Below are 13,568 nucleotides of genomic sequence, written 5' to 3' on the forward strand. Positions count from 1 at the left end.
TTTTTAAATAAAACCTCCTAGCTCACATCATTGCTAGGAGGTTTTATTTTATCTTAAATTTAGAATAGTCATATTTGCAATAGTCCCTCTGGATTTACTGATAGAAGCGATCGCCTCTGCAAACCTTCGCGGTGTAAAATCTCATTGGCTGCTATTAATCCGCTACTAACGGCGCGTTCCATTAAACCGCAGGGGAAGGGCATTTTTACCCAATCACCAGCAAACAATAAATTGGTAATATCTGTACTAGTTTCTGGCCTGTCTGCATAACTATGAGGTGGATAACCAGAAAAATTACGTTGATTTACCAATTCTCGATGCAGTACCTTAGCTTGCTTTAACTCAGGAACTATCTCATAGAGTTCTTCTTCAAAGCTGGTGAACAAAGCTTCTTGGCTGGGGTATTCTTTTTCTTTATAACAGTAAGCGTGTAACTCAACCACACTACCACCAGTGCGTTGCGACCAATCAATGAATTGTTGTTGGATGCGATGATATAGAGTGATACTATCGGTTAACTGGTAGCCAGATAGAGACGTAAAATTACTCTGTTTCCATTCAAAGTCGCGGTCAAACCAGAAACGACATACCGCAAAAGGATCAGCGATACTCAGGTTTTCTACTTGCGATCGCACAGTTTGATCAAGATCGCCACTAATCTGCTTAAATAGTTGTTTAACTCCCGGCACATCAGTAGCAAAGACATAATAATCTGCGGTGATTGTCTGTGGAGCAGGTGAGTGAGAATTTATTGCTACTAATTGCAATTCATCATGTTTTTTATTCACAACTTGCAACTTCTGTAAATTGCGTTGAGCGGGGCCTTTCAAAACTTTACCATCAGCAGCAAATACTGCACCATGACAAGGACAATGAAACTTTCCATCTGCGGCTTTTTCGACAGTACAACCTTGATGAGTACAAGTTAAAGAAATTGCTTCTTGACTACCAGAGGTTAAAGCAAAAACTTCATCTGCTGCACCAAAGTATTCTGTGTTTTTATCAGATATAACTGAGTTAGGCTGCACCCAAAAGGGTACATGACGCTGATTGCTACCTAAATAATATTTTAAGCTGTGAATTTTACCATTTTCAGCGACGATTTCACTCACTGTTACATCAGTAAAAATTGTCCCTTTCTGCTTTTGTATTGATTTGATCATGGGTTGAATTAAACTTGTCCCCATATCATCTTTAGTACCACTAAAAGCCAAGCCTTCGGGGTTGCCAAAAAAATAAAAATGGAAGAACTGCATGAGTTCTCCCACACTCATCATATCGGGTGCATTTAAACTAGATTTGGCAAAGGGGAGAAAATACAAATCATATAAACCTTGAGGAAATTCGGTTGCTACCCAATCAGCAACCGAAATATTGTCAAAGCGTTGATAGTTTTTCTCTCGCTGAAATCCTGTAATGGCTTGGAATACTTGTAGATGTTTGATTTTAGTTAAATTAATTCCCCATTGCAAGCGATTGGGAGAAGCGATCGCTAAATCGATAATATTCCAAGGAAAGGCTGAACTACTAGGGCGAAATACTTCCGGCTTGTATTGATCACCACGATAAAGAACGGCATAGAAATTTAAAGATTGAAAATTATCATTTATGCCTAGTTCTGTAACTATGCTGTTTAAATTATAATATTGCGGAAAAAAGCCATGAAAGCCATGTTCCATCATAAAGGTTTCACCAGCCGCTTCTATTTGCCAACTAGCAATTTTGCCTCCAAGTTGGGGAGATTTTTCTAATAGAGTGACAGTAAATCCCCTGTGACTTAATTCATAAGCACAAGCTAAACCTGCCAAACCTCCACCAATCACTACTACACTTTTCGATTGGTTCAATGTCCTTGGTAAATTGAGAGTATCCTGTTGAAATACTGCTGGTTTAGGCTTGGTAAACCGGGAGTAACCCGTAACCCCTGCAATTGCACCTATACCAAACACCTTTAATAAAGTGCGACGGGAGATAGTTGAAGATTCCGGCGAATTAAATGGTAGACTCATCGGTTAAAAACTTAACTTTTCACTTCGGAATTACTGGGATGAAATGCTAGCTGTCAATCAGCAGATTTCTAGAGGATTTGTAACAAATCCTCTGAGATCGCAAATGGATTTATTTTTGCAGAATCGAGGAAATTGTCAACTCATACTAGTAATTCAAAATACAAAAAATAAAATGCAAACTTTGGTATTCTAATGAATAAATTGAGTATCTGCAAACCTTGCTTTTTTCAATGAATTTTGCTGAGTAGCAAATAATTGCTCAAAACGGCATTAATTTGCGTTGGCGTAACCGCCCACCGGAGGTGATCGCTATCTGAGTAATTAACCCAATTTGTACTGGGTAATTGCTTACACTGGAGATATAAGGCAAAATTAGTCACAGTAACTTGTTGCCAATATGCGTATTTCAACAGTTGTAGTTTTTATCGTGGGGATATTGCTGGGATGGGAACAGCTAGTCCTAGCGAACTCACCAGCAGATATTCCAAATGGGACTAGTGCTGTAGAAATCAACGGGTATGCTAAATATGGAGGCTATGTAGAAGTACCCACAACGATTGAGTTTTCCCAGAGAATTGTTCGAGATATTCAAATTCGCTTTATTGATGAACGGGATAGGTCGGTTGATGACCAAGGAAAACCGATTCGAGGACGTACACAAAGAGACTTTCTTCTGGGTATTTTAAAACTCAAACCAGGTGAAGTATTCCGGGAAGATGCACTAGAAGCAGACTTACAAAGATTGCGGACATTAGAATCTGTGGATTTTGTTAGGGCTTTTCCCCAAGAAAACAGCCTTGGTGTCAGCATCGTCTACGATATCAAAGAACGACGCTTTCCCACTTGGAATTTTGGTGCGGGGAGTAACAGTGATATCGGGCTTTACGGTCAAGTACGCTATCTAGATGCGAATATTAGTGGTGTCAATGACCAATTAAACACTACAGTTCAAGTTAGCGGCAAAGATGTTCAATATTCTAGCCAGTTTATTAGTCCTTACCGTGCAGCAGAACCAGAACGCTTTGGTTATAGTCTCAAAGTTTTTCGCGATCGCAAATTATCTCCAGTCTTCGATGATGATATCAGACTAGCCAACGGTGATCGAATCCGGGAAGGTAGATTTGGCGGTTCTTTGACCTTGTTGCGTTCCTCTGAGGATTGGGATACAGCTTTAGGTTTTAACTACACCAGAATTAGTCTGCGTAACCAAGATTATGATGTCGCCCCAGAAGATGAATTAGGAAATCAGCTTTCTGTCAGTGGTAAGGGGATTGATGACTTATTTACTGTATCTTTTAGTGTAAATCGAGATCAACGCGATCGCCGCAACAATCCGAGACAAGGATCAATCCTCACCCTCAGCACCGCCCAAGCAATTCCCATAGGATTAGGTAATATTTCTAGCAACCGACTACAAGGAAACTACATTCAGTATCTACCAGTAAATTGGCTAGGTAATGATAAGTTTTCTGACACTCCCGAAATGATAGCTGTAAATTTCCAACTGGGTACAATCCTTGGCGATTTTCCTCCAGCCGATGCGTTTAACCTTGGTGGTGCAAATTCTGTACGAGGTTATGGTTACGGAGAACTTGCCAGTGGTCGTAGTTATGGTTTAGCGTCTTTAGAATATCGTTTCCCGATTATTGAGTACATTGGTGGAGTTGTATTTACAGACTTCGCCTCAGATTTTGGTTCTGGTAAAACCGTCATCGGAGAACCTGGAGTAGTGCGAGATAAACCCGGAAGCGGTTTTGGCTACGGCTTAGGAATGCGCCTCAGTTCACCCTTTGGCATATTGCGTGGTGACTTAGGGGTAAGTGACCAAGGAGAAGTAAGATTAGAATTCACCACAGGTCAGAAATTTTAACATTTGAATTAATTACGAATTAGTATGAGGTATTGGCGTGAAGCCATAGCTTTAATACGACGCATTTTCACTCTTTCTCTTATTACTGCACCGATACTAACCTCTGTGCCTCCGTGTCTCTGTGGTTTAAATTAATTTATACTTACCACAAAGACACAGAAGTCAAGCAATTTTAGCTTTCCAAAGTTTCCTGAGAAAACTTCTTGTGCAGGCTAGTAGTTTGTTTCCCATTAGCAGCCGATACAGTGATGAGGTAATCAATTAAATCTTCTGAGAAGGGAACACGTAAATGGAATGTACCATCTGATTTGAGTGTGATAGGTTTACCCGCAATATTGACTGTTGCACCCGGTTCTGTTGCTCCGTGGATAATTAACTCAGCATCAGCTACAAACCAAAAGTCTCCGTAGGGACGACTAAAGACATGAACATTAGCTGAACGAGTTATATTTACCCAACGTTCCCCATCGGTAAAGTAGCCAATTTCTACCATGTAATCACGATCGCTATGGGGAATTGCTATGTAGCGATCGCGAATAATTTCTTCACATTCATATTGCTGTATTAATGGGGGAGTTTGATAACTCAGGTCGATATTAGTGACATCATACAGCCGTAGTGCCAATTGAGAAATACCCGCATCCCGCAACATTTGTTGACGCATCTCAGAAATTTGCCAGGAAACATAAGCCCATTTAGGAGTGCGAGAGATGAAGAAAATTTGACTTTCTTCATCTTCTATGGAGTCATCTACAACTAGATTTTCTATGTAAGGACGACTGAAGACACGCACAACATCGGAACGAGCTATTTTCACCCAGCGATCACCTGCTGTTATATAACCAATTTCTACCATGTAGTTGCGATCGCTCTCTGGAATCGATGCATAGCTATCAGTGATAGCTGCTTCATATTCGTACTGCTGTACCAAAGAGGGGTCTTGATAACTCAAGTCAATTTCTGTCACATCATAAAGTCGCAATGCTAATTGTGAGATGCCATTATCTCGCATTTGCTGGCGATCGCCGTGAGAAACATACCAAGAAACATAAGCCCATTCAGGACTACGGGGTTTGAGAAAAATACTGCTCTCTTCGTCGTTATTTGCGACGTTGGCAGGTACTACATCCACTGTTGGTAAACTTTCTCCTGTGGTATCTGTTGTTTCTGGGTCGGGAGTATCCTGAATCCCATAAATACCCACCGCCGCCGCCCCAATGCCTAAACCTAGTGCTGCTGCACTACCAGCTAAATTTTCTAAATTAGTTGGAGGAGTATATTCTGTTTCTTCAAGTGTCTCATAATCGGGTGGTTCAGCCTCATCTGCCACCAAATTCAACGCATCTTCTGGAATCTCGGCCAACTGGGGTGGAACAGTCGGTAAATCTTCCCCATCCTCATCAGATAATTGAGGTGCAATTAACTCAGTGGTAGCATCTGTCTCATCAAATAGGGAGGTAATATCAACATCGGTTGCGTCGTCTAGCTGGGTTTCGCTAGACCATTCTATCTGCTCATCTGCCGTGTCTAAATCGCCAGGTATCACAACTGGCACATCAGCAAATGTGTCTGTGACTGCTAATTCAGTAGTAGCTTCCGACTGCTCAAAGATAGATTCTATATTGGTTGCATCTGGCTGGGGCAATTCCGTGTTGAAATCACCAGCTAATCCTTCATCTACAATGTCTAAATTGCCTTGAGTCACATCTACATCTATATCAACAGGTGCATCCGTAATTGCTGGTGTTGATAATTCTCCTGCACCCGTAGTTTCTGGCTCTTCAGTCATAGCCCAGATGCTGGTTTCTATTTCCGGGCTAGCAGTAACTTCCGCCTCAATATTTGACTCACTCGATAAAGTCTCTGGAGTCTCATTTGTCACATCTTGAGTATTGCCAGTTTCTACGATTTGCGGATAGGAAGTGTTCACGATAGCAGCTGGTGCTTCCATATCCCAAGGAGATTGCTCTAACTCAGGCGGTAGGGGTAGGGGCGATTGAGTTACGTTGTCTTTAATATCTGAACTTTTGTCTGCATGGGCTAGAGTCCCCGACGCTGAGTCATTCAGAGTAGATTCTTCCCCAGATGCTGACGGTCGCCGCATAAACCACATTAGCGATCCACCAATAGCACCTATGGGTAACAGCAACCACCACAGCAAGTTTCGTCCATCGGTCTGGGGATTTTCAGGAGGTGCTATCACTGATGGCTGAGTGATGTTATTTACTGTAGAAGTGCTGTTACTATCCAAAAAAGGAGAAGCTGTGGCAGCTGGTGTAGTTATCGTCAAGGGCGCAGAGGTAACTTCCTCTGTGGGGGAATTAGTGGCTGCTGCGGCTTCTGTAGTAGCGGTTGGTGTTGTTTCCGGAGTGCTAGTAGGATTAGTAGCTGTGAGAAATACTGATGATTCACCTTTAGCGATCGCTTCTGCCTCAGCTATTCTCGCTGCTTCTATAGCCTGCTGTCCTTGGGGTGCTAAAGCAAATCCCAAAAAAGCTGCTACGCCAGGACTCGGATTTTTTTTGTAAACGTAAACAAAAGGCTGAGAAAAAGGATACTTCGGATCATCTGGTAAAGTGTCATGTAACTTCAGAACACGTACACCAGGGATTTTTGATACTTGATTAGCTCTGGCATAGCTAATCCCATCCTTACCCAATTGTTTAACAATTTCTGCGGTGTCATCCTGTGCTATTTGGGTAGCAGTCGCGCCTGTAGCAAACTTAGTACCTCGAAACACGGGATAGTTACTCAGTGCTTCCCGTGTGCCGCTATTATCTGGGCGATCAATTACCCGAATCTTACCGTTTGCGTTTCCCAATCGTGACCATCTCGTAATTCTTCCCTGGAAAATTCTGGCAAATTCCCGATCAGTCAAGCTGCCCTTAAAGGGATTGTCTGCTCCTACTATGATCGCAATTTTTTCTCGGTGCAATCGAGCTTGTTCCAAACCTTGAGCCTTTTCTTGTGGAGTCAGGCCTCGACCAATTGCCGCTATGTCGATTTGTCCATCTAACAGAGCTTTAATCGCCGCTTCCGTTCCATTGGCGGCAACTGCCACTTTTGTACCAGAGAAATTTTGCTCAAAACTCTGTTGCAAGTTTTGATTAAAGGCAGCAAAGCCACCAGAACCATCAATCTTCACCGTAGTCCCATCTACCACAGTTTGTGGCAATGGGAAAGAGGGTGTTTCAGTTCCAGATTGTGCCAGCACTGAGGCGGACACTAAAAGGTTTGTTGCTACGGGAGAGGTAGTTAAGGCTAGCAATAATGCCAGACGGACTATCCCACTATCTTGTTTTTCTTGTTGCCACATATGCTGCTTATCAAGGTACAGGAAACAGAAAGCCGACGAGTCTAAAATTCATATTTTCATGCAGGAGGAGACGCGCTCATTATACATCTGGTGTCAATTTTCTTTTAAGTCTCCCAAAATTTCTTTTAGTATAATTGAATACTTATGTTTTATGGGTATTAAGTAGTCTAATATAAAACTTTTGCTTATTATAGACAGTTAAATTAATTATCATAATCTAGAATAAGCGAGGAAAATCATCACAATTTTTATCATCTCTACTGTTCTGTTAAACCTACTTTGACGGTTGGAGAGACGCGATCAATCGCCGTGTCTACAGAATATCTATCTATTCATCAATTATTTCTTGACAGACTACTACTTCTTGCGCTTCTGAGCTTTCCACGTTCCACCAAAAACGTAAAATGGGTTATTCTCACTCGCATCAGTCCAACATTCAGGACAGACAAAAACCCACTCTCCGCCTGCTTCAATTTTGACCCTATACAAAATCGGTGCAGGTTGACTGCACCGATTGCATAGTTTAACTCTATTTCCAACAGACATTTCCCTCACGCCAATGCTGAAGCTTGGGGTTTGGCGAAAATCATCCGTCCGGCTGTGGTTTGCAGTGCGCTGGTGACTACTACCCGCAGTTCACCACCTACATAGCCTCTACCTTCTTCGACGACAACCATTGTGCCATCGTCTAAATAACCAATACCTTGGCTGGGTTCTTTACCCTCTTTGAGAATTTTGAGGTCGAGATTATCTCCAGGTAAATAGGTAGGACGGACAGCGTTTACTAAGTCGTTCACATTTAACACTGGCACTTTCTGCACGCTGGCAACTTTAGATAAGTTGTAGTCATTGGTGAGGAGTGTGCCGTTAATTTCTTGGGCAAAGCGCACTAATTTGGCATCTACCGTAGGAATATCGTCATAATCAGATGGGTTGATAATAATTCGATCTGGATATGATTCCTTAACGCGGTTCAATATTTCTAGTCCACGCCTTCCCCGCACCCGTTTTTGGTCTTTACTCGCATCAGCGACTTGCTGCAATTCTTGTAAGACAAACTGTGGAACGATGATTTGGCCTTCTAGAAATCCGGTTTCTAGTAGTGTTTCAATCCGACCATCAATAATACAACTGGTGTCTAAAACTTTGGTGCTAGCGGGTTTGAGTGTCCCTTCCGCTACCATTGTTTCAACAGTATTAGGATTAATAAATCGCAATAAACCCCGTCCGTGGGTGTCGGCTAAATTCATGCCGGTAACGGATAGGATAATACTACCAACCACTGCTACTAGTGGTTTAATAAAACTAAAGTCTGCTGGAATGGGCAGTAAAAATAGCGGTGCTAGCATTAAGTTTGCTAACAATAACCCAATGACTAAGCCAATAGCACGGGTTAAAATTACTTCCAGAGGCATTTCTCGGACTTGGGTTTCTAAGCGGCGGTAACTTGTTTGAAAACTCAGCCCGATCGCACCGCCAATGATGGCGGCAAAAACTGCAACAGTTAGGCGTAGAGCGTCCAGATTCGTAACGCGATCTAATGACCCAGTGGGTAGTAAATCGGTGCTGTAGAACCCGATGCCTGCTGCTGCCAGGATAAATGAGAGAATGATAATGGCATCAAGCATGGTTATGATGTATTCCTGCGACTGTTTTACCTAATCGAATCCAATATTGTAAATTTACTCCTTGAGAGAAACTAATCAATATTTACTTAGACTAGGGTTTGATGCAGGGAATGTCTGCAAATATTATAACTAAAGTGCTTTCTCTTAATATTTTTCATAGTTTTGTTAAAAACCGATAGAAAGTTGTAAAGAAACTACGCATTCTCATTATTTCTAATTTTCTGTTAATTAAGTGAATTTTTTCATTAATATGCCAAAAGTTAATAACTCTAGCATTGTCAGTTCTGCCTATGTACACATTCCGTTTTGCCGACGGCGGTGCTTTTATTGTGATTTCCCGGTGTTTGTAGTGGGCGATCGCTCGCGGGGGGAAACGTCTGGTACTATCTCTCAATACGTTGAGATGCTCTGTCAAGAAATTTCTACTTCCCCAGCCTTTGGTCAACCTTTAAAAACAATTTTCTTCGGCGGTGGGACTCCCTCACTGCTATCCACGCCTCAGTTACAAAAAATTATAGAGGTGCTAGAGAAGCGGTTTGGTCTGGCTGCTGACATGGAAATTTCTATGGAAGTAGACCCAGGAACATTTGATTTAGAGCATATCACAGGCTATTGTAGCGCAGGCGTGAATCGTGTAAGTTTGGGTGTACAAGCGTTGCAAGCAGAATTGTTAAAATTGGCAGGGCGATCGCACTCGGTAGCAGATATTTTTGCGGCTGTAGAATTAATTCACCAAACCCAAATTACCGAATTTAGCATAGACTTGATTTCTGGGTTGCCGCATCAGTCTTTGGATCAATGGCAGGATTCTCTCACCAAAGCAGTAGCCATTAACCCTACTCATATATCTATATATGATCTCACCATTGAACCAGGAACTGCTTTTGGTCGTTACTATCAACCTGGAGACAAACCTTTACCCACAGATGAAACCACAGTCACAATGTACCGCATGGCGCAACAAGTCTTAACATCTGCGGGTTATGAACATTACGAAATTTCCAACTACGCCCAAATCGGGCATCAATGTCAACATAATCGTGTCTATTGGGAAAATCGACCCTATTACGGCTTTGGGATGGGAGCGGCGAGTTATCTAGAAGGTAAACGCTTCACTCGTCCCCGTACAACTAAAGAGTATTATCACTGGGTAAAAACTGGCTGTGTGATTGATTGTGAAGTCACACCCCCAGAAGAAATATTATTAGAAACTTTAATGCTGGGATTGCGTTTAGCTGAGGGTGTGAGTTTACCCGCACTCACTCAGAAATTTGGTCAACAGCAAATAGAAGCAATTCATCAATGTTTACAACCTTATTTTGCCAAAGGCTGGGTAGAAGTTGTAGACGATAGATTACGTTTACTCGACCCAGAGGGGTTTTTGTTTTCTAATGTAGTGTTAGCAGATTTATTTAATCAGTTGGGATAATCATACTCAATTGTGTATAGTATCTAATTTGTCAATAAGCAATAATACTTAAAACAGTGTTTAATACTATTGAAGCTGTAAAAATCATCAAATTTTTAAATTCTCAGGTGTAGGGGCAATACGTTTCGGGTAAGATAATTTGCCAAAATAATAACGCCTGTAGAGACGCTGCATTGCAAAGTCTCTACCCAACCCAGCCATAACGTTAACCGAACCGTATTGAGTGTAGGAGTGCAAGATATACCTTTGGTCTAGGTGCAATGTTTTACGAACAATGTTATGTTTAGGAATGTAAAGTTACTCTTAAGCTATTCGGGCAGTTATAAAATCTGCTCAATGGATCTGAAAACCATGTCCCAAAGTATTTACAGCCTGTAATTTCTTTGGATTCAGTATGGTATTCTTGGCTTAAAAATGAGGGTTAATTCATAAAGTTTTATTGCATATCTTTGCTGAAACTTTAACCATACCTTAAAGTTCATAACTCCTTGTCTGTATCAACCAAAATAAAGACGCGAAATATTCTAGTGTTTTATCTTGGTGTAGATAAGTCTATAACTGTAATCAAATGTAGCAAGAGTATCCTCTTTTTTTAATTTAATTGGGGTCAATTTATGCTGCAAATTTGCAGGAAAATATTCTCTGAATTAGATTCAAAATCTATCATTTAGCAAATCCTAATTTTGTTTGAGGTGCTGGATAAAAAGTATGAAAAAGCTTGGTTATAAGTTCCTGAAAGTTCAGAATTTTTAATATATCCTATAGAAAATATCCGAAAAATCGATCCAATATTTTACAAACAATGTTATGTTTAGTAATGTAAAGAAAACTTAAGTGATTCGGGCAGTTTAAAGATACTGTCACAAGACTCTTTACAAAAGGTCTAGAGCTAAAAGTCTGTTTATTTTGACTACAGCCTAGTAACCAAAAATTAAAAGGAAGAGAAAATTAACGCAAGTTTTCTTATCCAAATTACAGGAGCGACTAAGTTTAACCAAGACTTAACATAATGATTACTATTCCTTTAAGAGCAAACTCCATATGAGTTTGGGAATATTTATTGGCATGATTTAAGTCTTGGATATCATCAGCAACTGTTACGCAACGCCTTGTTTTATGAACTTAAGGTGTTGTGTATAATGCGAATTTCCAGCAAGCTCTGCTTAACTAGAAGCCAATAATTTTTAGTTAGGACGAGTGTATTAACCCAGTAAAACAGGCTATTTTTGTATCCAAAGGACTAAAAAATGAGCATCGTCCAAGCAAAGTTTGAAGCTACAGAAACAGCTTTCCATGTAGAAGGCTACGAAAAAATTGAGTACGATTTAGTGTATGTCGATGGAGTTTTTGCCATTAAAAATCAAGAACTTGCAGATGTCTATAAAAGTTTCGGGCGATGTTTAGCTGTTGTTGACGCAAATGTGAGTCAGTTTTACAGTAGTCAAATGCAGAAATATTTCCAGCATTATGGCATTGAATTGACGCTGTTCCCCATCACAATCACTGAACCAAATAAAACTATTCAAACTTTTGAAAAAGTTATAGATGTCTTTGCAGATTTCAAATTAGTTCGCAAAGAACCAGTCTTAGTAGTGGGTGGGGGTTTAGTTACAGATGTTGTCGGTTTTGCTTGTTCTACCTACCGACGCAGCAGTAATTACATCCGTATTCCTACTAGCTTAATTGGACTAATTGATGCTAGTGTTGCCATAAAGGTAGCAGTTAACCACAAGAAGCTGAAAAACCGTCTAGGTGCTTATCACGCTTCTCGCAAAGTTTTCTTAGATTTTTCCTTCCTGGGTACTTTACCAACAGACCAAGTACGCAACGGTATGGCGGAATTAGTCAAAATCGCCGTAGTTGCTCACAAAGAAGTATTTGAGTTGTTGGAGAAGTACGGGGAAGACTTACTACATAGTCATTTCGGCAATCTTGACGCAGCTAGTCAGACGCAAGAAGTAGCACATCAAGTCACCCATAAAGCTATCAAAAAGATGTTGGAGTTAGAAGTACCTAATCTCCATGAATTAGACCTAGACAGGGTAATTGCTTATGGTCACACTTGGAGTCCGACATTGGAACTTGCGCCGCAGATACCCATGTTCCACGGTCACGCAGTCAATATTGATATGGCTTTTTCTGCCACCATTGCAGCACGTAGAGGCTATATTACCACTCAAGAACGCGATCGCATTTTAGGGTTGATGAGTCGCATAGGTCTAGCACTAGACCATCCCCTGTTGGATGTAGAGTTATTATGGCGTGCAACCCAATCAATTACTCTGACTAGAGACGGGTTGCTCAGAGCTGCAATGCCAAAACCTATCGGTGAATGTCACTTCGTCAATGACCTAACAAAAGAAGAATTAGCCGCCGCTTTAGCTGAACATAAAGAACTTTGCAGCAACTATCCCCGTGGTGGCGAGGGTGTAGATATGTATCCCCTCAGCAGCCAGAAAGAACTCGTAGGGAGTGCTAAATCATGACTAATTTGATCGCACCACCGACAGCTAGACCTGTCACACCCTTGGGAATCTTGACCCAGAAGTTAGAAGCCATTGTTCAAGAAGTTAACCAACACCAAGATTTACCTGCTGATTTGGTAGCTGAAATTAACCAAGCATGGCAGTTAGCAGCAGGTATCGACCCTTATCTAGAAGAATGCACCACCGAAGAATCAGTAGCCTTGGCTGTACTGGCAAAGATAACAGCCATAGAAGCTTGGGGTGAACGCTTTACCGCAGGTGCAACTGTACGACCTCTAGAACAGGAAATGCTCTCTGGTCATATAGAAGGACAAACCTTAAAGATGTTTGTTCACATGACCAAAGCGCAAAGAGTTCTAGAAATCGGGATGTTTACCGGTTATTCTGCCTTAGCGATGGCAGAAGCCTTGCCAGCAGACGGTGTATTGGTGGCTTGTGAAGTAGACCCTTACGCAGCAGAAGTTGCAAAGACAGCTTTTGGTCAATCTCCCCACGGTGCAAAGATACGTGTGGAATTGGGTGCAGCCTTAGCAACCTTAGAGAAACTAGCGGCGACTGGAGAAACTTTTGACTTGGTATTTATCGATGCCGATAAAAAAGAGTATATAGCTTACTTCCAAATGCTGCTAGATACGAGTTTGTTAGCACCGCAAGGTTTTATCTGTGTCGATAACACACTCCTACAAGGAGAGGTGTATTTACCTGCGGAACAGCGTAGCGTCAACGGTCAAGCGATCGCTGAATTTAATCATACCGTAGCCCTCGACCCCCGTGTTGAACAGGTTTTACTTCCCCTGCGCGATGGTTTGACGATTATCCGCAGAGTGTAA

At 41.4% G+C, this 13,568-nt stretch carries 7 protein-coding genes; 4 read left to right on the plus strand and 3 right to left on the minus strand.

The features are described 5' to 3' along the window. Positions 1–68: 68 nt before the first annotated feature. Positions 69–2,009: an FAD-dependent oxidoreductase gene (locus tag VB693_RS16395; protein ID WP_323267186.1), complete on the minus strand. Its 1,941-nt coding sequence runs from the start codon at positions 2,007–2,009 to the stop codon at positions 69–71. Positions 2,010–2,406: 397 nt separating this feature from the next. Here VB693_RS16395 and VB693_RS16400 point away from each other — a divergent pair, with 397 nt between their 5' ends. Further along, positions 2,407–3,879: a BamA/TamA family outer membrane protein gene (locus tag VB693_RS16400; RefSeq protein WP_323267187.1), complete on the plus strand. Its 1,473-nt coding sequence runs from the start codon at positions 2,407–2,409 to the stop codon at positions 3,877–3,879. 172 nt (positions 3,880–4,051) lie between these two features. On the opposite strand, the gene VB693_RS16405 is transcribed toward VB693_RS16400, so the two are convergent. Further along, positions 4,052–7,195 carry a DUF4912 domain-containing protein gene (locus tag VB693_RS16405; RefSeq protein ID WP_323267188.1) on the minus strand — a complete coding sequence of 1,048 codons (3,144 nt, stop codon included), beginning with the start codon at positions 7,193–7,195 and terminating at the stop codon, positions 4,052–4,054. A 551-nt stretch (positions 7,196–7,746) separates the two neighbouring features. Continuing rightward, positions 7,747–8,823, minus strand: coding sequence for a PIN/TRAM domain-containing protein (locus VB693_RS16410; RefSeq protein WP_190704132.1), 1,077 nt, complete (start codon positions 8,821–8,823; stop codon positions 7,747–7,749). 250 nt (positions 8,824–9,073) lie between these two features. Here VB693_RS16410 and hemW point away from each other — a divergent pair, with 250 nt between their 5' ends. The 3 genes from hemW (at position 9,074) to VB693_RS16425 (ending at position 13,568) form a co-directional block, all read left to right on the plus strand. Further along, positions 9,074–10,252 (plus strand): radical SAM family heme chaperone HemW, encoded by a 1,179-nt coding sequence (gene hemW, locus VB693_RS16415; protein ID WP_323267189.1) that lies wholly within the window; start codon positions 9,074–9,076, stop codon positions 10,250–10,252. A 1,247-nt stretch (positions 10,253–11,499) separates the two neighbouring features. Then, entirely contained in the window at positions 11,500–12,738 is a 1,239-nt protein-coding gene (locus VB693_RS16420) for a sedoheptulose 7-phosphate cyclase (RefSeq protein ID WP_323267190.1), read from the plus strand. After that, the gene (locus VB693_RS16425) at positions 12,735–13,568 is read left to right on the plus strand and encodes an O-methyltransferase (RefSeq protein ID WP_323267191.1); all 834 of its coding nucleotides are present in this window, start codon (positions 12,735–12,737) and stop codon (positions 13,566–13,568) included. The genes VB693_RS16420 and VB693_RS16425 overlap by 4 nt, the downstream gene beginning before the upstream one ends.

The sequence above is a fragment of the Anabaena sp. UHCC 0399 genome, from assembly GCF_034931465.1.
In the GTDB taxonomy this organism is placed as follows: Bacteria; Cyanobacteriota; Cyanobacteriia; order Cyanobacteriales; family Nostocaceae; genus Trichormus; species Trichormus minutissimus.

Excerpts from the sequence above, each read along its gene's own strand:
- VB693_RS16395 (WP_323267186.1), bottom strand. The coding sequence starts at position 2,009 with ATGAGTCTACCATTTAATTCGCCGGAATCTTCAACTATCTCCCGTCGC.
- VB693_RS16400 (WP_323267187.1), top strand. The coding sequence starts at position 2,407 with ATGCGTATTTCAACAGTTGTAGTTTTTATCGTGGGGATATTGCTGGGA.
- VB693_RS16405 (WP_323267188.1), bottom strand. The coding sequence starts at position 7,195 with ATGTGGCAACAAGAAAAACAAGATAGTGGGATAGTCCGTCTGGCATTA.
- VB693_RS16410 (WP_190704132.1), bottom strand. The coding sequence starts at position 8,823 with ATGCTTGATGCCATTATCATTCTCTCATTTATCCTGGCAGCAGCAGGC.
- hemW (WP_323267189.1), top strand. The coding sequence starts at position 9,074 with ATGCCAAAAGTTAATAACTCTAGCATTGTCAGTTCTGCCTATGTACAC.
- VB693_RS16420 (WP_323267190.1), top strand. The coding sequence starts at position 11,500 with ATGAGCATCGTCCAAGCAAAGTTTGAAGCTACAGAAACAGCTTTCCAT.
- VB693_RS16425 (WP_323267191.1), top strand. The coding sequence starts at position 12,735 with ATGACTAATTTGATCGCACCACCGACAGCTAGACCTGTCACACCCTTG.